Below are 21843 nucleotides of genomic sequence, written 5' to 3' on the forward strand. Positions count from 1 at the left end.
AACTCAACTTGATTCCTCTACGATATTGATCAGTTGAGGGAAAATAATAATTGCCGCTTGCCTACCGCGTGATGGTCGAATATCTCGTATTATTTCTTTTTTCTTTAAGTCCTTCAAGATTCTCAGTGCGCTATCCCGTGGCACCTTTGAATGGACAACAAAATCACTGCTGCTAAAAATAGGTCGATCAAAAAGCGCATCAATGGCTTGAACAGCATACTGTGAGTGGACAATGTCAGGTATTTCCCGTTTCATTTTTTCATAGAGATCAAGTATTTTCCTAGTCTTTAAGGTATTGGCAGTCGCCTGATCCCTAACCCCTTGCAGGAAAAAAAGATATCCAGCCATTCCAGTCGTCGTTCAGCGACAGAGCTCTTAGCCTGTCGTAATACACATCTCTGTTTTTCTCAAGATATTCACTCATATAAAACATAGGACTGGACAAAAGGCCTTTCTCATAAAGAAAGATCGGAATGAGCATTCTGCCCAAACGACCATTACCATCAAGGAAAGGGTGTATCAATTCAAACTGAGCCTTGGACACAGCCAGCTGAACGAGCCGATCCTTTTCATCCGTATGTAAATATTTTTCCCAGTTGTCCAATGCAGGTTCCACGTCGTTCCACAAAGGCGGCATGAAAGAGGCTTTTTCAATAGGATCTCCCGGTCTACCGATATAATTTTGAATTCTCCGAAATTCGCCTCGTGCTTTATCGCGCCCCCGAACACTGTCCAAAAGGATGAAATGCAGCTCTTTCATGAGATTTAGGCAACAAGCCCGGGTGGCCACCCAAAATCCCCCACCTGTGGCCACTTGAAAATCCCCCACCCAGCGGTTGTTTTTAAGACCTGAAAACCAGGTTTTCAAAAGCACCTTCACAAACGGTTGGCAGAACGTTACAGACTCCCATTTTATATACCTGGGAGGAAGAGAAAGGATGAACGTTTTGCAGCCGGACAAGAAAGCAGCAATAATTACATTACTTACCAATGGCATCAGTCAGCGCGAAATCGAGCGCAAAGTGCGCGTGGATCGCAAAACCATCCGTAAATATGCCCGTATGGTGGGAAGCAACAAGCCGATTGGCGAAGGTAACTCAAAATCCCCCGAAGTGGCCATCGACTCCGGAGAGGGTGTTGATCAAAATCCCCCACCCCGGCCACCGGTTCAGGAGGCGTCAGTATCCGCATCTGAGTCGTCAGAGGATGAGTATCCCATGTCGGCCCATGCCCGCTCAGCCTGTGATCCTCACCGTTTATGGATTGAGGAACAGGTACGCCTGGGGCGCAATGCCGTCTCCATTTATCAGGACCTGGTTGAACGATTTGCCTTCGAGCACAAATACAACAGCGTGAAACGGTTTTGCCGTGGACTGCGCAGAAAAGATCCTGTCCAGTATGACCGGCTGGAGTTTCCACCTGGCGAGGAGGCGCAGGTGGACTACGGTCTCGGCGCTCTCACACGTAAACCAGGCACAAACACATACCGCCGTCCCCGATTGTTTGTCATGACGCTGAAGTATTCCCGCCGCTGTTTCCGGAAGGTTGTCTGGACATCAAGTCAGGTGGTATGGGCCAAACTGCATGAAGAGGCCTTCCGGTATTTTGGCGGGGCTACGCGATATGTGGTTCTTGATAACTTGAAGGAGGGGGTCATAAAGCCCGATCTCTATGAACCGGGGTTAAACCCGGTTTATGCCTCTGTCTTGGCTCATTACGGCGTTGTGGCGGATCCTGCCCGCGTAGCAGATCCCGATCGCAAGGGCAGCGTTGAAAACGCGATCCAGCACACCCAGGACACAGCCCTGAAAGGCCGCCGGTTTGAAAGCATCGAAGAACAAAACCAGTGGCTTATGCACTGGGAAGAACGCTGGGCCTCCGTACGGATTCACGGCCGGATGAAACGGCAGGTCCAGGAGATGTTTGAGGAAGAAAAACCGTTTCTCCAGGCTCTTCCATTGAGCAGCTTCTCCTACTTTTCCCAGGAAACCCGCACGGTTCAGGATGACGGCACCATCCAGGTCCACGACTGCTATTACGCCGCATTGCCCGCCCGGCTGCATACCAAAGTGATGGTGCGCATTTACGACTGCGAGATTGAAATCATTGATCCTCAAACGCTGACTGTTTTGCGGCGGCATCCAAAAGGCACCCGCAAGGGGATGGTCGTGATTGAGGAAAAAGACCGGATCTTCAATCCTTCCCGACAGACGTGTTATTTATTGGCTCAGGCCGCGGCGATCGGTCCTATTACGGAAAAACTGTGCAAGCAACTGTTTGAAGGGGAGGGCCGGCAGGGGCACCGCCGCATGCAGGGCATTGTTGCGCTTGCCCGCAAACATTGTGCTGCTCATATTGAGCAGGTTGCCCGGATGGCCCTTGAACGGGGGCTTTCTTCCTCCAGAATCATTCGAAAGCTGGTTGAGGATTTAGACAAAGCAACCACCCCGGAGAAGTCTTCCGACGAATTGACCCGGGAGCACAGTCTCATTCGTTCCCCACAGGACTATGCGCTTTTTTTTGAAACCCACGCAGCCGGCAACGGTCGTCATCCCCGTATACTTCAGTGAAAGGAGGAATCATGAGAACGATTGAAGAAGTTGAGAAACACCTCCGATCGTTGCACTTGCACGGCATGGCCCAGACCCTTCAAGCCCGCTGTCTGCAGGCACAACAAAACGGATCAATGAGTGTTCTGGATGTCCTGACAGAGCTTGTTCAAGATGAATTGGACTGCCGGCAATCACGATTGATTGAGCGACGTTTTCACAGCTCCGGGCTGGATGAACGAAAGATGATGCAGGATTTTGACTGGTCTTATAATCCCCGTCTCCCCAGACAGGAGATTCTTGAGCTGATCAGCGTAAAGTTTGTGCAATCTGCCGCCGATGCGCTTTTGATCGGCCACCCCGGCACTGGTAAAAGCCACATTGCCAAAGCGGTTGCGCATGCCGCGATCCAGGCCGGTTATCAGGTGGCCTACCGGGAAGCGCAATGCTTCTTTGAAGACATCTTTGAAGCCACGCAAACAGGAAAGCGCAAAAAGCTGTTCAAGCTGTTCTGCGGCGCCGATCTTTTGGTGATTGATGATCTGTTTCTGAAAAAACGTCTGCCGCAGGCCGCCGCTGATGATCTGCTGGATGTGATTCTGGAGCGCTATCGCCACCGAAGAAGCACGATGATCACTTCAAACCGGCCGATTGAGGACTGGGGAAAGCTCCTCGGCGACAATGCTACAGCTTCGGCCATTCTGGACCGTCTGTTGCACCGCGGGCATCTGCTGAAATTTGAAGGAAAGAGTTACCGGCTCAAGGAGGCTTCTAAAAGACTTGCGTTAGAAAAGAAAAATAACTAGCTTAACACCTGTTCTGCCGACCTTGGGGTGGGGGATTTTGACCCGGCCACAGGTGGGGGATTTTCAAGTGGCCATCCGGGACAAGGACGGGCACTTAGAAAATCAACAGCATGGTTCATAGCCTTTCTGTAATTTATGATTTCCATGATATCGGCAACGCGTGCTGCTTCCAAGGGTTCACGCGTGGTTGTGCTAACCTAAAATTGATCAGGGAAAGGGCCTTGTGCTAACCCAAAATTGACCACCCCAGAGCACCAGAGACCTGCTAAGAAGATACTGTATTCCAGATCTTTCAAGCAGGAGGAATCGGAGTTGCTCAAGATGGATCAGCATGAGTTGGTACGGACGAGTCATCGGGTATACGGCAAGAACATAAGCGAGATCGCACGATTGACGGGTCATTCCCGGAACACGATCAAGAAGGCGATCCGGGGTGAGTTATGGGGCTATAGGGAAAGAGAGCATCAGCCCTTTCCGGCTCTTGAACCCTTCCTGGAGATGATTGAGACGTGGCTGAAGGAGGACAAGGATCAGCCGAAGAAGCAGCGCCACACGGCACCGCGGATATATCACCGGTTGGTGGCGGAACATGCACTTCTCATTTCCTGCACTCTGTTGGTGTCCAGCAAGGAACAGAATCGGCTGGTTCCCGTACGAACCGATCTTGACCGCTGCACCAACAGGAAGAAGCGGCTCAGGGAAGCGACCCGCAAGGCAACCGATGTTCCGGCCGAGAGGGTGGACGAGGGTCATTCATCTGGCAGACATCATCAAAGGGAACTCTGCTGGATGACGCAGAGAATTGGTAATTCAGGTTGAGTAGGCAAAGTCTGCGTTGTCCAGTGATGTGGCTGAGGCAATTCCGACCGTGCAGATCAGAATGGAATCTCCGCCAACGTGGTCTGTGGGATTGTAATAAATCGCACCGGTCGTCGTGTTGTTGTAAATACCGCTTACGTCATCGAGACCGCTGCCCGTCTTGTTGGCGCCTTCAAAATAATCGCCGGCATTCAGAACGCCGCCGCTGAAAGAAAGGCCTTTGATGGAAGAATTGGTTGCGCCGTCAAGAATATCCTTCAGAACGATCGTGTCGTCAAGATGCGAAAAGTCCAAGATCTCGTCGCGATTGGCCGAGCCGGATTCGCCAAAGACAAAACGGTCCTGACCGGTGCCGCCATACAACTTATCATTACCGCCCATTCCGAAGATAGTGTCGTTGCCGGTCCCGCCCGCCATATAATCATTACCGGAGCCGCCAATCAGCTTGTCGTTGCCGACACCTCCATACAGCTTGTCGCTTCCCGCCCCGCCATCCAGGGTGTCATTGCCGCCATACCCCTTCAGGGTGTCGTTGCCGGCAAGCCCGTAGAGAGTGTTGGCATAGGTGGTGCCCTGGATTATATTATTAAGCGTGTTGCCGGTTCCCTTCGCTGCTGTCCCGGAAAGGTAAAGATTTTCCACATTGGCATCCAGGGTGTCGCTGATCGTTGCATAGACTTTATCCGTTCCGGCACTCGCAGTCTCATAAACAGAATCTCCCGCGCTGTTTACATAGTAGGTGTCGTTGCCGGTCCCGCCCGCCATATAATCATTCCCGGAGCCGCCAATCAGCTTATCGTTGCCGGCACCTCCATACAGCTTGTCGCTTCCCGCTCCGCCATCCAGGGTGTCATTGCCGCCATTACCGTACAGCGTGTCATCACCTGCAAATGATTCCAGGTAATCCGCACCGTAAGAACCGGTAATCTTGTCGTTGTATCTCAGGAATTCCGCGTCGGTGAAATGATCGATGTCGAAATCGTTCACGTCAATACTGAAATCGCTGATCTTGAGCTGCTTTTCTCCATCCCAGTAATGCTCGATACCCGTGATGACTCCGGTTTCATCTTCATAATCGAAGGAGCCGTAAGCGATTGTCTTGTTGAGGTAAGTGCTGTCCCAGTAAATCGTAATCTTGCTTGAAGAGGCTTCTATGTCATAAAAATCGTCAAGATTCTCAAAATGCATTTTCTCTTCGGGAACATAAAGGATGATATTTGCCATGATTTTCTCCTTCCTCAATAGAATATTACAGAGGAATTTATATCAAATGAATGGATTCCAAACTAAACCGTCTATACGATGAAGTCACTACGAGTTTATTACGGAATTTATATCAGTTAAAAACTGTGGAATAAGTTCATAGAGCTCAACTCTCGCAGCGGCAAAATATTTGTAACATATTTTAATTATTAACATTATTTTGTAAAAACGTGTGATATATGGGTTTTGTTTCCCAAGAAAATCCCTTTACGCACGATGTGACGCCATGGGACAGGCCGTAGCGGCCAATGTTTCCTTTGAAAACCCGATTCACCAGTTCTTTAAAAATCAGAGAATCGGCATTCTCTTTTCTGAGACGGCTAATCTTCCATGGCTTCTGAGAAAATTCCTGTGGTCGGATTTTGTCACAATTAGAGAGCCCCACGGGAGGTAGTGGAAATTACTCGTGATCGGCGGTGGAGAAGGAATCAGATCATCACAATCCGCTGCGGTTCGTCCACAAACAGCAGATAGCATTCGACCGGACGTGCCGGGAACAGCTTTTGGAGAATAGTCCTGTAGCGGAGCATCTGGGGCAGGTATTTGTCGGCCAGGTGGCCCACGCGGCCCGTCTTGAAGTCGATGAGGGTGATGCGGTCCGGGGCGATGATGAGCCGGTCGACGATGCCGAAGGCGCGGGTGTCGGAAAGGTGCTGCTCGGTAAGCACTTTCCCGGTCCGGAAAAGAATTTCCTGTACCTTTGCATTGTCCAGGAACCTCTCGACGACGGCCTGCTCCTCTCCGGCGAGGATGCCCGGAAGGATCGTCCGGCCGCCGCTGGTGAGTCGGGAGAGAGCCTCGTGGATGCGGATCCCGCGCTCGATCCCCGCCTCGATGTCGGCAGAACGGAGGGTCGGGTCCATTTCTTCATCGTCTATGGGTTGGGAGATTCCGGCTAGATCGGGCGCCGCCAGTTCCTCATAATCCGCAGGCCGCGGCCTCTCGGGGCCATAGTCATGCCGCCAGCCGAATGCCGTCCGTTCGGCGTTCGAGATGGCCTCCCGGGCTGTCTGCAACATCAACTCACTGAAACCTTTCAGCGCGCCTTCGCCATTGGCCCGGAGGAGAATCGTCAGGCTCTGGGCGGCGCGGGTCGCGGCAACGTAGAGAAGGTTGGCCGTTTCCTCGGCCTTCTCTTCCCTTGCCGCATCCACCGCCTCGGCGATGGCCGTCGCTCCCGGAATGGGGCCGGTTGCGAGAAAGGCCAGTTCATCCTTGCTCAGGCTAAGCGGACAGCCGTCATCGGGGTGAGGAATCTCGGGCGCCCGGTCTCGCCCCTCCTTCCAGAAGAGGAAGACGTGGGGAAATTCGAGGCCCTTGGTGCCGTGAATCGTCGCCAGTTTTACCCGGTCGGCATGTTCCCCCTCGGGCACGGTGACAAGGTGCGACATCGAAAGCAGATAGCGCAGAAAGGCAGGCCCATCGACGGCGTCGGGCCGGTCGAAGTAGCGTTCCGCCTCATCCCAGAGCGTCTCGATGAGGACACGCGGGAAATGGGGCGTCAGTTCCCGCAGGGCCGAGGCAAAGGCGGCGAAACGGTGAGGCTGAGTCGCGTTGCCGATTGTGCCGGAAAGCCCGGTAATGGCCGTTGTCAATGCCTCGTTATAGCCCAGGCAGGCAAGAGCCCGAGGGAGAAATTGACCGTCGTGGCCGGTGAAAAGGGCGATGAGGGACAGGTAAAGCGCCGTTCCCTCCCGGAGAGACAGAAGCTCCCGGCCGCGGATCCCCGAAGTGGGGATGCCGGCATTCGCCAGCATCTTCGCAGCCTTATCCATATGCATGTTGGTGCGGCAGAGGACCGCCATATCGCCCCAGGGGCAACCGAATTCCTCCTTCTTCTGAATCATAGCCGCCACGAGCCGCTCATAGGCCGGCTCGTCTCCGGCTTTGCAGGCAGCCGGAATGACGGCTACCTCGGTGAGACCGCTGTAAGGATGTTTCGGCGTTTCCGGCGGCTCTTGCAGGTTGACTTTGTCCGTACCGGCGAAGAGTACGGCGACCAGGTTGTTGAAGAACTCGATGAGGAGCGGCGATGAACGGTAATTGTGGGGCAGCGTCTCCGTGGCGATCTGCCCGCTTGCGAAGGCAGGGGCGATGCTGTCACGGAGCCGGTCGGGCGCCGCATCCCGCCACTGGTAGATCGACTGTTTCCAGTCTCCCACGAGAAAGACGGACCGTTCTCCTTCGGCATTCTCTCCCACGGAGCTGAGAATCTCCTCGATCAGCGGTCGGAGCAGGTCGTACTGGATCTGCGAGGTGTCCTGGAACTCGTCGAGGAGCAGATGGGCCATCCGGTGGAATCCCAGTTCGTAGAGCCGCGCCATGAAGAAAGGCCGATCGGGGTTTCGGGACCCGTCCAGGGCGATGAGCGCCCTGGGGATATCGTCGAAATAGAGCCGGCCGAGTTTCTCCTTTTCTTCAGCAACCACTGCGAAGCGCAAGGCAATGAAATGCTTGAGCAGGGCGCTCCGGAGGCGCTTGGTGTTGATCAGATGCCGGGCGACGAGGCGGCGCATTGCGGGATAGAGCTCCCGCAGGGTGGCGTAGGCGGCCGTTCCGCGGTCGGCGGCGGCGACTTTCACGTCCTCCAGACCGGATTTGAGAAATACCTTTTTGCTCAGATCGACCTCGGCGAGGGGCGCAAGAAGTGGGACGACAACCTGCGACTTCAGGGCGCCTCTGGTCGTCTCCGCGACGGCCTGCACCCGCTTCTGCAGCGCCTCGTACTCGGCTGCCAGGCGCCCCTGTTCACCCCTGAGAGTGTCCAGGAGATCCTCGGGGCAGTCCCAGGCCTCCAGAGCCTCTTTACCATTGTCCAGGGCCTTGATCAGTGACTCGGGCTGCATGTGGAGGATCCTGGCCGCGATCACGATACTCTCGATGTCTGCCAGGACGCGCGGATGCCGGAAGAAGCGCTCGTCGGCGAGCGCCGTGATGATGGCCTTTTCATGATCGTCGGCGACCTGCGGCACATAGGCCTCCGTGGAAAGGAAGCGGAGGAAGAGCGCGTCGATCGTCGAAAAGTGGACCCGGGCGGCCCGCATGAGAAGCCGTAATTTGTCGGCGGCGCACTCCGGCCCCTTCTCGATGGCTTCAAGGATCCTCTTTTCCATTTCCGCCGCTGCGGCGCGGGTGAAGGTGGCGGCGACGACAAATTCCGTGCCCCGCTCGATATGGCGTCGGACCTCCTGGGTGAGACGGAAGGTTTTTCCCGAACCGGCCGAGGCGGTAACGAAGAGGCTCTTTACCATGGGCGCCCTCCCGTCCGATAGAGATCGGGCCTGAGGCAGAGCGCCTTGCAGGGACAGTAGGGACAGCCGTCGGCTCGGAAGTTGGGGATAAAGCATTCCTGGGCAAGGAGGGCGTCAAGGCGCCGGGCGATCCGCTCCATTGTCTCATCGCAATGAGCAAGATCCTCCAGGGCCAGGCGGCTCTCGTAATCGCCGCGTACCCGCGGCCGCAGAAAGAGATGGGCCGCGTCCAGTCGGTCGGGTGCGGCTCGCCCGCTGTGAAGGGCGAGATAGGCATAAATGAGGAGTTGAAACCGATCATCGAAGGAATCAGGATCTTCGACCTGGTCGGCCAGGAGCCCCTTTCGGGAGGTCTTCTCCTTGTACTTCAGATCGGCGATGAGTTCCCTGTCTCCCTGATGCTGGAGGCGGTCGAGTCGTCCCTTGAGCCGGTAGCGGCCGCTGCCGAACGGCGCACGCAGTTCAAGCTCGGCGGCGGTAACGTCATCGGAGAAGAGAAGCAGCCGCCCCGTTTCCTTCTCCCAGGCGGCGATATCGCCCAGATGGCTCGAAACAATGGCCTTGCGGACCGCCTGGTCCGGGAGCTTCACCTGGAGTTCCTCTTCGCGTTCCCAGCATTCGTCGAATCGTTCGCGCCACAGATCGACAGCCGGGCGATGCTCCTTCAGTTCTGCAAAGAAACGGTGAAGAAAATCCCCGATGAGAAGGTTGGCGCTGTCTTCGGCCTCAAAGCACGGCGGCGGGGTCAAGCCCTGCATATCTTCGAGGATGAAGCGGCACGAACAGGTGAAGAATTTCTTCAGGGAGCTGAAAGACCAGGTGTACCGCCGCAGTTGCTCCCTCAGTTCGTCGGTGTTCTCGATGGCGAGGCTGCCCGTAGGCACGGAGAAGGGGACCGGAACCATCCGCCGCTTCACCGTCCTGCTGTCAAATTCAGTGGCGAGAAACGAGAAATAAGGTGACGGCGCCTGACCGCCCGCCTGGTTATAGAGGGCCGCGATGTGGGCCGAGCGGCCAAAGGAGAGGAACTGCCGCAGGGCAAGATCGTCCGCCTCGTATTGGGTCCGGTAGATGCGCGGCAGATGGATCAGGTTGAGATAGGGACCGCTGAAGGGTTCCCTCGGGAAGACGCCGCTGTTCATCGGCAGGATGACAGCGCGTCCATAGGGAACGCCGGTTGCGTCGCCTAAGCCCACCACCTGGATCGGGGCGGTGCGCCTTCCGTGGAGCCGCAGTTTCTTTGTGGCGACGAAGTGCTCTGCCAGGGCCGACCATTCGCCACCGATCAACGGGCGGAGACGTTCCAGTTCATCGCACAGCGTAATCGCCCCTTCGAAGGCCGATCGGTCGGCCTCGTCAAGCTCGCTCCATCTGGCCGTAAGTTCGGCGACGAGGTCACGTCGCGCGGTTGCCAGCCCTTGTCCGGTGTGGATCGCAGAACGGAGCCGGTGTGCCGCCGCGAAGTGGGTGAAGGGAATCCACGGCGCGAAGTTGACCTGCCCGCCAAGAGGCCGGAAGAGAAATTCCCACAGATAGAACGAGAGCGTCTCGTCCAGAAGCACAATAAAGAGCGGTTCTCCGTCGCCTTGCCGTTCCCGGAGAACGTCGTCGATTTCGCCGGCAAGGAGCGCCGGCAGAGCGGACCGTTCGGCCAGTTCGGTGAACTCGGGCGGCTCGCCGTGATGGCGTGTTTCGTCAACTCCGATACGCCGGACGAGCGAGAGGGACGTCTCGAACTCTGGCGTCTCCACGGGCATTTGCGGACCGAAGAGCGGTGCATCCACGAAGAGCCGATCCTGCGGGATGCGATTAAAAAAGCGTTCGTTCACGGGAGTCATGAGAGGGAGACCAAAGAATAGTTCATTTTTCTCCGGAGTCAGATCGGCAAACCTCGCCGCTTCGAAAGGCGGATAGAAGAGCCCCGAGGAAGCCAGGCGGGCGCGGAAATCCTCCATCGTCGTGAAGAACCGGTCAATCCGGTCGAGTTGCTCGGGACCGATCCGATCCAGGACACGCAATTCGTCCATGGTAACGGAAAAATCGGCGATCATGGTGAGAAACGAGAGCAGGCGCTGGGTGTCGGCCGGGGGAAGAGATCGGCCCGCTTCCCGGCAACGCAGGACATGGAAATGGATGAAGGCTTCATCCTCCGGCACGGCCGAGCGGCCCGAAGCTTCCGCGATGCGCCGGGTTCGATAGTCGTTGAATGAAAGGATGGTGGGAAGAAGACCGCCAATCCGGGTATGGACAAGGTGATGCAAAAAGTCGCGGCCACGATCCGTCATCGAAACAATCGTGAAGGCACTCATGTCCGGGTAAGAGGCCCGCAGCCGGTCAATGAGGGCATCGACAGCCGGATGGAGATCTTCCTGTCGAGAGTTGGGATCAGGCATGGCAACAAATTCCTTCCGGGGTTGTGTCAAAGACAACTAAATCGTAAGGCTTCCATGGCCGGGACGGTATTTCAATCCATATTCGGTACGTTAAAGTACCTTCTTAACAGGTGTGATGCTTCTTCAGGCAGAAGCCGCACCCATCATAACCGGCATTCAATCCCATCTGAAGCTTTTCAAAATAGACTTTGTGCTTCAAGCTCATGCGCTCCACCCACTGGCAACGGCAATCGTGCAACTCATAGGTATTCCAGTTCCCGATATAGTAGTTCTTTGCTTCTGCTATGTTGCGGTAAACAGGCATTTCAGGATCGCCGAAAAGATGAGGAACGAAACAATACCAGATTCTGGATTCGCGAGTCCATCCCGTTGTTCCGGCTAGAAGTTCAAAGCGTGAGTCATTCATTTCCCCGATATGCCGGACGGTCTGCAGCCGCGTGAAAAACAGTTCACGGTAAAGGGCGCCCGTTCCTATCCAGCTGAATCGACTGTTTCCAACATAGGCCACGGCGGCGCCCCCGGGATGCTTCAGGGAAGCCTCCGCCACACAGTCGTTCACATCAAACATACCGGTCATGCAGGAATCGGCATACAGGATGAAGGTGTTGGGACCGTTGATAAGACCGTTCACCAGAGCGGTGCACAGATAGGCGCACCAGTCTGAATTGCCATGCCCCGTCATGCTGACAAAATGAGGTCCACGATTGAGGGCATCCGTCAGGTTCTCAGAGGTCAGGTGTCGGAGCCAGGTTTCTGCAACTTCAGCCGGATTCATGTCCGCCTCATCGGTGTAAAGCCGTTCGATCTGGGAAATCTCCGGAAAGGTCGTCTGCATCTTTTCCCGCAGCGCTTCCTGTTCGGTGATAGAGCTGTCGAGATCCGGAAAATCCAAGGCATAGTACATGGGATTGAGCACATCCGGATTGCCGTCCCAGACTGCAATCCACGCGGTGGGCTTGGGAAATTCCCAGGAAAAGAAGAAAAAATCCCATACCGTCACACTGGGTGAAAGGTCATTGCCGCTTTTGGCATAGTACCAGCCGGGATGATTGTGCTTTGCTCCGCTGTTGTAATTCAAAAGCCGATAATATTGATCACTGAAATAACAGGTCAATTGACTGCCGGCGTCAGGCGGCAGGGTATCGCAATGGAGGAGGGCGTGCTCACCTGACGAAGTGTATTTGTTGTTTGCCGGCGGGTCACTGCCGGCAGGATCACGCTCTATACGGATGTATTTGCCCCAGGTCGCTGCCGCAAAAAGCATGCGGCGGAAGCGGTCGTAATCAGAATCCGGCCGAGGCGTGGAACCCCATTTTTCATATTCAAGGATCTTATCGATAAAGGTTTGTGCCTCTGCAATCGATTCAACCGGTGCACGCCCGACGCTGACATCAGCCTGATAATTCACCATGTCGAAATTATTCGTCGCATTGTGCTGACCGTATAGGCCGTTGTCGAGCTGATCCCAGTCATGTTTGCCCGCTACGGAATAACCGGATCCGTAAAGGCTGGCATAATAGAGATCGGTGGGAATCAGATTCATGTTGGTGTACCAGACCATCTTCGCGTTGATCTGGGCCGAGGGGCCATTGATCCGAACCCATTCCGTATTGGCCGCTGTGCGCGTCGTGAATGTGCTGTCCGTCGTGTGATACCAGCCGGCAGTTGTCGTGTTCGAGGTTCCCGCACTGTCGAAAGGAATGATTCGCCCGGTATCGTAATTGGTGAGGATATGCGTAGACTGCCCGAAATCGCCGGTGTCGATATGCATCCCCATGTACGTGCCTTTCCACTCTATGACATTCTTTTTGTCCAGTGAACCAAAGCCGATCTGGCCCCAGGCCGCACCCGCAACCTGTCGGGCGGGGATCATGCTGACATCTCCGCCCAGAAGCAGGTATTCAACGCCCCGGGAACGACAAAACCATTGGAGAAAATTACGGATGACTTCCTGCAGATCCCTGGCTCCCGTTTTGAAATCCCCGTACTTACCGTCCACAATGTTCTTCACGGTGGCCACGTAGGTTCTCAAACCACGGGACTTCTTCCAGTTGGCCAACCGCACGAATTCCCCCACCATGTCTCCGATAAGGCTTGTCGGCTGCATTGTGGCGGGATCCCACTTGTTGTTGTCGGTGAGAATAAGATAATCGCATTCGGACGGCGGTTTTATGCTATTGGCCTTGAAGGTCTTTTTCTTTAGCCCTGTTTCTTTTTCCAGAGACCTTTGAAGCGTGGCGATGTTCCTTTTCAATTCCTTCTGCACCAGGGCATTATTAATGACAAGATCATTAGCAATCACATGCCTGCGGACAATTGTTTTCGGCGAAAGTCTGAGCAGCGTTTCTTTTTCCTGCCGGGCGATTTCCTTTGACGGCTCCGATACGATCTTCAATGTGACCTCTTCGACCAGTTCCAGCAAGCCTTCCCGCGTGAACCGGACGGGCCAGATTTCTACAAGGGCACAAGGAATCAGCCCCATCATTTCCTGGCCGGCAAGCCGACATACTTTTTTCCCCATGGTGAAAGCCGCTTGATATTTTTCTCTGTCGGGCCGAACCAGGGTGCGCTTTATGCGGGAATAGGGAAGCTCAGGATTGGTGCCTAAAGATGGCTCCTGAATGCAGGAAAGAGGTTCCGGGGTATGGTTGAGAAGAACAGTCGATCCCGTTTTCTGTGAAAGCTTTCTGGCTGAATGCCCCTTGGGCAAAGCCACACGGATTATTTTCCTCGGCAGTGCCGGCTCTCCCGGTTCGCCTCTTGTTTCAAAATCCTTCATGGACAGAGAAATGCCGAAGAGAGTTGGTTTTAACAGAACGTCGGATTTTCTGAATAGCAGGGTTTTTTCGGTAGTTCTTGTGACGGATGCGGGGGTTGCCTTTCCGGCGGTTTCTTTTACCATGAGATGATCCTTTCTAGAAGCGCCATAAGTCATTGGAGGAAAGCTGGATTAAAAGAACCAGCTCATAGAGCCGCTTTGCAAATTGAAAATGGGAAAAGGTGAATCTTCTTGAAAGATTGTGAAGTCTAAAATCAGGATATGGATCTGTCAATTAAAAAAAGAACAATGATCGTTTGTTTCTTTAATTTTCATTCTCGGCTTGGTAGAACATGCCATACTTGCAGCTCTTCGGCGTATGGGATATTAAAGAGAGCAACGCCATCAGAAAAATATATGACAGGGGAGGCTGCATCATGAGTTCGAACTCATTGTTTCAGATTGAAATTGCGGAAGAAAAGGGACTTGTCGAAATTATCCCGTCGGAAGAATTCGCATCCATGACGCGATATGAACAGATTCTCGCCGTTGAGGAAGAATTGTCGTCATATGAGGCGGAACTGCAAAACATCACGAATCCGGTTGGAGGTGAGATCACCGGCGACGAAAAATCATGTCGACATGAAAAAGAGGATCAAGGCAGGATTGAATTTAGAATCCGGATCCTGCAAAACTTTTTGCAGCGTCTTATCGACATGACCCAGGACGGCAATACCGAATGAAGGAAATAAGAAGAAGGTCCGGCGTCATGGACCGGACAGAAACGGTGCCGTCCCGGCTGAGCAGCGAATCTTCCTTCCGAACGGATTTGCAGCAAATCAGCTTTAATCCGGAGGGGAAATCAACTGCCCGCTTCAGGCGCGCCAGGAATCGCCGCCGTTGGAGCGGCAGGGCGGTGTCTGCGCCTTTTTTTTCTTCGCCGCTTTACCGGGGCTTCCTCGGGAGAGGGCTCTGCTTCCATTTTGGCAGGCACCCCTGAAAGGTAAGCCTCCCACCATTTTAATGCCGCTTGATTTTCCCGTTTCCATTCCGCCGTGAGGCGCAGGTACGCCAGTGCATCGGCAAACCCCGCTCTGCCGGCCATGATGGCGGGGCGGCGCGGCGGCCTTCTGTGCAGCGCTGTCTGCACGGCAAGGATGGTCCGCATCTGTGCGCCGATCCGCGCGGGAAGGCTCACAATATTGCGGAGCTCCTGCAGGAAAGCCGTGCAGACGGCATCCAGCGACTGCTGGCGGGGGATGCCGTCTCTCTGGTGTTCCAGCGCCCCCTCCTCCAGGCTGGGGCCGAACAGCGCCGCAAAGAAAAGCGCCGGGGAAGGCGCTGTTCCACTTTGGAACAGCCGGTCCAGGCCTTCGAGATTTGCCGCCAGGGCAGCCCTGTGATCACTGCTTCCACTGAGCCACTGGCCAAGCAGGGGGAAAAGCGCGGCGAGAAGGCCGCTTGTTTCGAGCAGATCGAAAACCGGGCGCGAGGAACCCATCAGGAAGAGCTTCAGCATTTCTTCGTAGAGCCTTGCCGGCGATGCGCGGGAAATTGTGAAGGACAGCCGGCGGATGACCTCCCATGTGGACTCCTCGATGGTGAAGCCGTGGGTTGCGGCAAAACGAACGGCCCGGAGCATGCGTACCGGGTCTTCGGTAAACCGCTCGTAAGGGTCGCCAATGGGCCGGATCAGCCCCTCGCGCAGGTCGCTGAGCCCCGTCGAGTAGTCAATCACAGAAAAATCTTCGATACTGTAGGCAAGGGCATTGATCGTGAAATCACGGCGGAGGGCGTCCTCTTCCGGGGTGCCAAAGACGTTGTCGCGGAGAACCATTCCGTCGCTGTCCTTGAGGTGCCGGGGAGGCCGATTCTCCAGGCCTGGCTCTTCCGTCTCCTCTTCGCCGGAGGGGGCGGAGGCCCGGAACGTTGAAACCTCAAGGATTCCGTCCGAAAAGTGGAGATGAGCCAGCCGGAAACGGCGGCCGACAAGGCGACAGTTGCGGAAGAGCCGCTTGATCTGATTGGGTGTGGCGTTTGTGGCGATATCGAAGTCTTTCGGAGTGCGGTCCAAGAGCAGGTCGCGGACGCAGCCTCCGATCAGATAAGCGATGAAGCCTTTGTCCCGGAGCCGATAGAGCGTACGCAGAACATTCTGGTTTATGTGCTTCCGGGATATCCGGTGTTCCTTCCTGGGAAGAATTTGTGGTTGCATGGCCCGCACCATACCACGCTCTGCAGAAAAAGCAAAACCCCATGATCGGCAACGCCGTTGAACTTCCCGGCAGGCGTCACGAACCAGCCCGGCGATGGCCCGGATTCCCGGACATCGGCCTGCTCAACGGCAGGAGACGGACATGCGTTCGCGGCAGGGGGAAAAGCGCCCGCTTCTTGAGACTGTTCACCGCCTGCCTTGCCCGGATGCAGGCCCGTCAATCCTGGCGGTAATATTTTACCGAGTCGTTTCCCGCATTACAGAAGTCATTCCAGTTCGTCAGCGTCTGATCGATGTTCGTCATCTGGAAATGGATGCAGTAATGACCGCGAAAAATTGTGGGACTGACTCCCTTGTAGTCCCCGATAATGATTTTATTGATCTTCTCATTCCGGTAGTAGACAACGATCTTGTTCACCCCCAGCATATCGAGCTCATCAAGCTTCCAGATGCCGCTCTTGAAGATGCCGTTTGCATCGAGGGCAAGGTTCTTCTGAAATCCATCCTGCTCTGTAAAGACGCAGACGCATCGATCATCAGGAGACAGGACTTCCTTAATAAAATTCACCATAGTCAAAGACTCTTTAAAAAATGAGGACCACCCGCTTTATTCCGCAGAGGGAATGCCGCGGTTCAACTTCGCATCGCCTTTCTGGAGCAATCACCAGGGGCTGAGTTGATTGATGAAGAAAAACGACACGATAACACGTTCCGCCCAAACCATGTCTCCTTCATACTCCGGAACAAAATGGTCTGTCAACACGAAATCACGCCCTTTCCGTGGACAGTCTGCCTGCCGGCACGGCCGATCCGGCCGCCGCAATCGGGGCCCCCTTCATGCGCCTAATCTCCTGGCCTGTTGAAGGCAAAGCAGGCCGCATGCAAAAGCATCCGTTGACGATTTGTCAATTTCTGCTAAGCTTCAATAGAATTCCCCTTCGCCAGCCCCGGGAATCCAGGCAGGAGGACACGAGACAGCCGATCATCGTCAACACAGCCCAACGTCTATAGACCTTTAAACGGGAGAGGATCATGGGAAAGACGGGCATTGTAAGAGACATCAGGTATCTGGATCATCATCCCGGATTTGGACATCCGGAAAGCCCCCGCAGGCTGGAAGCCATTTATGACATGCTCGAAGATTCCGACATGGCGGGAAATTTCGTGGATATACCGGCCAGGCAGGCCAGCGCGGAAGAGCTTCACCGGATCCATGTGCCGCGTTACGTGAAGAGGGTCGCAGCGACCGCAGGAATGGCCTATGATTACCTGGACCCGGACACGACCACCTCGTCCGGATCCTACGAAGCGGCGTTGCTCGCTGCGGGGGGGATGTGCGAGGCCATCTCGATGGTGGCCTCCGGCAAACTGCAAAACGCCTTCGCCCTGGTGCGGCCTCCGGGGCATCACGCCGAATCGGACGAGGGCCGGGGCTTCTGCCTGTTCAACAATGTGGCCATCGGCGCCAGGTACGCCCAGGCAGCCCTTCATCTCAAGAAGATCCTCATCATCGACTGGGATCTTCATCATGGAAACGGCACCCAGCACTCCTTCGAGCAGGATCCCTCCATCCTCTACTTCTCAACCCACCAGTACCCCCATTACCCGGGGACCGGTTCCTATCGAGAAGTGGGCAGGCAGGAGGGGGAAGGCTTCACCGTAAATGTCCCGCTGTCCACGGGATACGGAGACGGAGAATATGCCGTCATTTATGAGAGGATCCTTCACGGCATCGCACCGGACTTCAAGCCCGACCTCATCCTGGTGTCGGCCGGCTTCGACATCCACCGGGGAGACCCCCTGGGGGGGATGAAGGTGTCCCCGGAAGGTTTTGCCGGGCTGATGCGCATCATTCTGGATATCGCCGAATCCTGCTGCCGCGGCAAGGTTGTGCTCACCCTCGAAGGGGGGTATGACCTCAAGGGGTTGAGAGACTCCGTCAGGGCGGTCCTGAAAGAGCTGGCCGGGCTGTCCTTCACAAACCACGCGGCCATGGCGGCGCTGGCAAACCCGGTGTCCGTTGACAGGGCGTTGGGCCATGTCTTCCGGGTTCACAGCCCGTACTGGAAGAACTTGAGGCCTTGACAGATTTTTACCTTCTTCATGAACGCCGGAATGTTCTCAGCGGGCAGACCTGCGCCCTGTCCACGGAAAGTGGCTCGGGAAGAAGCGCGGATCGGAAACCTGTCGGGAGAGGAATTTAAAGAGCTGTCTTCGCGGGGGCAATGAGAGCGGGATTCGGCGCTTCATTGACCTTCTGGTGAGAATGTTCGGGACAGGGGGCAAAAAAGGAAAAGGCCATGGAAAGCGAGTGGCGCGACAAGGATTTTTTGAAGAACCGGTGGAATCTGCGGGAGGAAGAGCTTGTCGAGCTCGTCTTTCGACGGATAGTGGCCCCCTACTGGAAAAGACCCGACGGGGTTTATATGCCGCTTTCCCATGAAATATCCTCTCAGGAAGAGGGGTGCGCCTATCATCGCTGGATGAACGCGTGGCATGCCTGCCACGATGTTCGAACCATCACGGAAACCGACATCATGAGGGAACTGGACACCCTCTACATATGGTTTCGATGGAGTGACATTCATGAGGCGGAACAGGCGGGAACGGTCCCCCTGGAGCCCGCCGGAAAACAAAAAAGCGAAGGGCGCAGCACTGCGGGCAAAGTCGGCGGACCGACACCGGGCGGACCTGAACAGGACGCGCGTACAGAGGGCGAATAGATCCGGTCCGGCCTTGCCGCAGCATTCGCGGAAGTGGAACCGTCAAGGCTGTCCATTCAATAACGTCCCCTGTTGTGCGATCCTGATCAAAAGGCGCCATCCTGGAATCCGCAGCGGGGCAACTGGGAACGTTTTGTGATCCGGGGTTCGTTTCGGCCTGGAAGAGAGGAGTGGCGAAATGGAGGAGGAGTCAAAATCCAAGGGCTGGTGGCAGACCCTGCCCGGCGTCCTGACGGCGGTTGCCGCCATCATCACCGCGGTTGCAGGGCTGATTATCGCTTTGCACCAGGCGGGCATTCTGGGTGGCGGAGGGAAACCCACGTCGACGGAACAGGGATCCCCCTCACAGGGAAAAGTGGAGCAGCCTCGGCCGGAAGCGAAGCCAACGGCGACGGAAGAAAAACCCCGGCCTGCAGCGGAACCGGCCGCTGAAGCAGGAGCGGCTCCGGATTTGTTTGTCAGCGAGTTCTCCTTGAATCCGTCCCCTCCCGTCCAGGGAAGGCCGGTGTCCGTCCGCATCGGTGTTTACAACAGGGGAAAAGCCGCGTCCGGACCCTTTACCGTCCAGTGGTGGCCCGGCGAAAATTTCCCGGCAGCGGCCTGCACCTGGCGGATAGACGGCTTGGCGGCCCGGGGCGGAAGGGTCCTCACCGGCACCTACGAGGGATATCGAAGCTGGTATGCGAAACTGGTGACAAAATCGGTCGTCGACTCTTCCGGCGAGGTGCCGGAAAGCAACGAGGCCAACAACGTTTACAGGCAGACCATTCGTGTGGCCAGGCCCTGAGCGGAAGGGGCCCGCCATCACGCCCCCTGTCGCCCTTCCGGGATGCCGGCCACCGGGAAGCGCCTTTTCACCGCACCGCCCGCAGCCACCGGTCTTCCGGGTCATCGATGGCGGCCGGCAAGACCCGGCCGCCCTTTTCATCCCGATCCGCCATCCCGGGCCCCGCAAACCGCCGGGATTCGATGCCGGGCCCGGGATTGGGGAAAAAGCAGGCAGGCGGACCGGCCTTACGGAATTCTCCCCTTTCAGGGCAAGACGGCCTGTTTGAACGTCTCGAAGCCGACGCCCTCGATGAAATCGCCCAGGCGCTGCTTCTTGGCATTTTCCTTATAGTAGTTCACCACCTTGTCGATAAGGGCCAGGGCCTCGTCATCCGACAGGTTCTCCGCCAGGAGCTGACCGATTCTCGGTCTCGCGCTGGCGCATCCGCCGACCAGCAGCCTCCAGCCCTTGGGGGTTCCGATCAGCCCCACGTCTTTGATGGCCGATTCAGCGCACGAATTGATGCACCCCGACACCCCCATCTTGAATTTCCAGGGGAGCTCCATGCCGTGATAAATCTGGTCCAGCTTCAGGCCCACTCCCACGGAATCCTGCTGCCCCCTCTTGCAGAAGGTGGTCCCCGGACAGATCTTGACGCTTCTGATGCAGAGGCCGATGGCCGCCCCGGGGGGCATTCCCAGATCCGCCCAGGCATGGTCGATGTCATCGGGATCGATTCCTACGATGGCTATGCGCTGGGCCGACGTTATCTTCAGCGCCTTCGCCTTGTACTTCTCGGCGACGTCGGCGATCTTCCGCAGACCCGCCGGATCGATGATTCCTCCGGGGATGTGCGGAGCAATGGCAAACGTTTCCTTGTCCCTCTGAACAATGGCCCCCTTTTCCAGAATGTCTTTGGACATAATCGATTCGAACCTCCTGAAGTTTTAGTTTACTGTTCTGAAAATCCATATTACATTGTTTTCAGCCGTAAGTAAATCGCGGCAGCACCCACCGGAATCGGCGGAATTGATCACCGGATGCTGAAGCAGATTGAATCGTTTCCTTTTCTGGAAAAAGATACTCCCCGGCCGTTATCTCAATGCCAATGGCATTCCGTCACGGCGGTCATCCCGGAGCGCCCCGCGGGATTCCCTCTTCAACCCGGACTGTGGTAAAAAGAACACAGCGCGCTTTCAACGCGGAGGGCGGAACACGGAACGGCAAAAAAATATAATAATATTATCAACTGCTTAGAAATGCGGTCCTCGCGAAGTGTGACTTTTTTCTCTGGAACATGTCTTGCTTTATCCGGTCAGCTATCTATTAACGAAGGATCCTATTTATGAATTTTCAAAAAACTCTCAAAAATGAACTGACCTGCCAGAGTGTAGGGTTGCATACCGGTAGAAAAATCACCATGACCATCAGGCCCGCGGCCTCAGATGAGGGCATTCTGCTGGTCCGCAGGGACAAGGACCGCGGCCATCGCATCAAGGTCTCCCTGGAAAACGTTACGGACACCACCTTGGCAACAACCATCGGCACGAACGGCACGGCGGTTTCCACGGTTGAACACATCCTTTCGGCATTCAGCGGCATGGGCGTGGATAACGCGATTATCGAAGTTGACGGGCCGGAAATTCCGATCATGGATGGCAGTGCCCTTCCATTTGTCGAAATGGTGAAGAAGGCCGGCACCTGCATGCAGGAGAAATTAAGGGAATACCTGGTCGTAACAAAACCCGTTCATGTATCGGAAGGGGAGAGTTACGCGATGTTTGTGCCCTCGGCCTCTTTCGAAATCACGTACAGAATCAAGTTTGACCACCCCTCCATCGGGGTTCAGTCCTATCATCTCATCGTGTCGGACGAATCGTACGAACAGGAAATCTGCAATTCCCGGACTTTCGGGTTTTTAAAGGATGTGGAATACCTTCAGGCCAGAGGCCTGGCCCTCGGCGGTTCTCTCAAGAACGCCGTCATCCTGGACGAAACCAGGATCATCAACAAGGAGGGCCTGAGAGCCCCGGATGAATTCGTCAAGCACAAGATCCTGGATGCGATCGGGGATCTCTCGCTGACAGGAATGCCCGTTATGGGGCATTTTGTAGCCTACAAATCCGGCCACAAATTGAATTCCATGCTGTTGAAGGCATTGTTCGAACAAAAAGAAAGCTGGACGACGGCGACGGCGGTGAATATCCAGGAGCCTTACGAAGCGCTGAACGCCCTGGATGCCCCTTCCTACAAAATGCTGAACGCCGTCCACGCGTAAGGCATCGACCGGACCCCTG

General features: G+C 55.6%; 18 protein-coding genes. 9 read left to right on the forward strand and 9 right to left on the reverse strand.

Going from position 1 to position 21843, the window contains the following annotated elements:
- Window positions 1-3: 3 nt before the first annotated feature.
- Window positions 4-348 (reverse strand): hypothetical protein, encoded by a 345-nt coding sequence (locus tag ACJ77P_RS11125; RefSeq protein WP_408998263.1) that lies wholly within the window; start codon window positions 346-348, stop codon window positions 4-6.
- Window positions 314-868 carry a Fic family protein gene (locus ACJ77P_RS11130; protein ID WP_408998264.1) on the reverse strand — a complete coding sequence of 185 codons (555 nt, stop codon included), beginning with the start codon at window positions 866-868 and terminating at the stop codon, window positions 314-316. Before ACJ77P_RS11130 ends, ACJ77P_RS11125 begins: the two co-directional genes overlap by 35 nt.
- Before the next feature lie 70 nt (window positions 869-938).
- Here ACJ77P_RS11130 and istA point away from each other — a divergent pair, with 70 nt between their 5' ends.
- From istA to ACJ77P_RS11145, 3 genes are all read left to right on the forward strand, one after another.
- Window positions 939-2570, forward strand: a complete 1632-nt coding sequence (gene istA / locus ACJ77P_RS11135; protein ID WP_408998265.1) for an IS21 family transposase — start codon at window positions 939-941, stop codon at window positions 2568-2570.
- Window positions 2571-2581: 11 nt separating this feature from the next.
- Window positions 2582-3355: an IS21-like element helper ATPase IstB gene (gene istB / locus ACJ77P_RS11140; protein WP_408998266.1), complete on the forward strand. Its 774-nt coding sequence runs from the start codon at window positions 2582-2584 to the stop codon at window positions 3353-3355.
- Window positions 3356-3667: 312 nt separating this feature from the next.
- Window positions 3668-4174, forward strand: a complete 507-nt coding sequence (locus ACJ77P_RS11145) for a hypothetical protein (RefSeq protein ID WP_408998267.1) — start codon at window positions 3668-3670, stop codon at window positions 4172-4174.
- On the opposite strand, the gene ACJ77P_RS11150 is transcribed toward ACJ77P_RS11145, so the two are convergent.
- From ACJ77P_RS11150 to ACJ77P_RS11165, 4 genes are all read right to left on the reverse strand, one after another.
- Window positions 4166-5398, reverse strand: coding sequence for a calcium-binding protein (locus tag ACJ77P_RS11150; protein WP_408998268.1), 1233 nt, complete (start codon window positions 5396-5398; stop codon window positions 4166-4168). The two genes, ACJ77P_RS11145 and ACJ77P_RS11150, sit on opposite strands and share 9 nt — an antisense overlap.
- A gap of 467 nt (window positions 5399-5865) precedes the next feature.
- Window positions 5866-8688, reverse strand: a complete 2823-nt coding sequence (locus tag ACJ77P_RS11155) for a UvrD-helicase domain-containing protein (RefSeq protein ID WP_408998269.1) — start codon at window positions 8686-8688, stop codon at window positions 5866-5868.
- Complete coding sequence (locus ACJ77P_RS11160) at window positions 8682-11081, reverse strand: PD-(D/E)XK nuclease family protein (protein WP_408998270.1); 2400 nt, start codon at window positions 11079-11081, stop codon at window positions 8682-8684. The genes ACJ77P_RS11155 and ACJ77P_RS11160 overlap by 7 nt, the downstream gene beginning before the upstream one ends.
- Before the next feature lie 103 nt (window positions 11082-11184).
- Complete coding sequence (locus ACJ77P_RS11165) at window positions 11185-13983, reverse strand: C25 family cysteine peptidase (protein ID WP_367359732.1); 2799 nt, start codon at window positions 13981-13983, stop codon at window positions 11185-11187.
- 293 nt (window positions 13984-14276) lie between these two features.
- Between ACJ77P_RS11165 and ACJ77P_RS11170 the strand changes: the two genes are divergently transcribed.
- The gene (locus ACJ77P_RS11170) at window positions 14277-14582 is read left to right on the forward strand and encodes a hypothetical protein (protein ID WP_367359733.1); all 306 of its coding nucleotides are present in this window, start codon (window positions 14277-14279) and stop codon (window positions 14580-14582) included.
- A 119-nt stretch (window positions 14583-14701) separates the two neighbouring features.
- Here the strand turns inward: ACJ77P_RS11170 and pcnB are convergent, their stop codons facing one another.
- Window positions 14702-16054 carry a polynucleotide adenylyltransferase PcnB gene (gene pcnB, locus ACJ77P_RS11175; protein WP_367359734.1) on the reverse strand — a complete coding sequence of 451 codons (1353 nt, stop codon included), beginning with the start codon at window positions 16052-16054 and terminating at the stop codon, window positions 14702-14704.
- Between pcnB and ACJ77P_RS11180 the strand changes: the two genes are divergently transcribed.
- Window positions 16045-16287, forward strand: coding sequence for a hypothetical protein (locus ACJ77P_RS11180; protein WP_408998271.1), 243 nt, complete (start codon window positions 16045-16047; stop codon window positions 16285-16287). The genes pcnB and ACJ77P_RS11180 overlap by 10 nt on opposite strands.
- Here the strand turns inward: ACJ77P_RS11180 and ACJ77P_RS11185 are convergent.
- Window positions 16272-16625, reverse strand: a complete 354-nt coding sequence (locus ACJ77P_RS11185; protein ID WP_367359736.1) for a hypothetical protein — start codon at window positions 16623-16625, stop codon at window positions 16272-16274. The two genes, ACJ77P_RS11180 and ACJ77P_RS11185, sit on opposite strands and share 16 nt — an antisense overlap.
- 461 nt (window positions 16626-17086) lie before the next feature.
- Between ACJ77P_RS11185 and ACJ77P_RS11190 the strand changes: the two genes are divergently transcribed.
- The 3 genes from ACJ77P_RS11190 (at window position 17087) to ACJ77P_RS11200 (ending at window position 19564) form a co-directional block, all read left to right on the forward strand.
- Complete coding sequence (locus ACJ77P_RS11190) at window positions 17087-18139, forward strand: histone deacetylase (protein WP_408998272.1); 1053 nt, start codon at window positions 17087-17089, stop codon at window positions 18137-18139.
- A 215-nt stretch (window positions 18140-18354) separates the two neighbouring features.
- Window positions 18355-18777 carry a hypothetical protein gene (locus ACJ77P_RS11195; protein ID WP_367359738.1) on the forward strand — a complete coding sequence of 141 codons (423 nt, stop codon included), beginning with the start codon at window positions 18355-18357 and terminating at the stop codon, window positions 18775-18777.
- A gap of 178 nt (window positions 18778-18955) precedes the next feature.
- Window positions 18956-19564, forward strand: coding sequence for a CARDB domain-containing protein (locus ACJ77P_RS11200; protein WP_367359739.1), 609 nt, complete (start codon window positions 18956-18958; stop codon window positions 19562-19564).
- Window positions 19565-19809: 245 nt separating this feature from the next.
- On the opposite strand, the gene ACJ77P_RS11205 is transcribed toward ACJ77P_RS11200, so the two are convergent.
- Entirely contained in the window at window positions 19810-20469 is a 660-nt protein-coding gene (locus ACJ77P_RS11205) for an NAD(P)/FAD-dependent oxidoreductase (protein ID WP_367359740.1), read from the reverse strand.
- Between the two features lie 422 nt (window positions 20470-20891).
- On the opposite strand from ACJ77P_RS11205, the gene lpxC reads away from it, so the two are divergent.
- Window positions 20892-21824, forward strand: a complete 933-nt coding sequence (gene lpxC / locus ACJ77P_RS11210) for a UDP-3-O-acyl-N-acetylglucosamine deacetylase (protein WP_367359741.1) — start codon at window positions 20892-20894, stop codon at window positions 21822-21824.
- Window positions 21825-21843: the final 19 nt, after the last annotated feature.

It is taken from the genome of Syntrophus buswellii, from assembly GCF_046097065.1.
Taxonomy (GTDB): domain Bacteria; phylum Desulfobacterota; class Syntrophia; order Syntrophales; family Syntrophaceae; genus Syntrophus; species Syntrophus buswellii.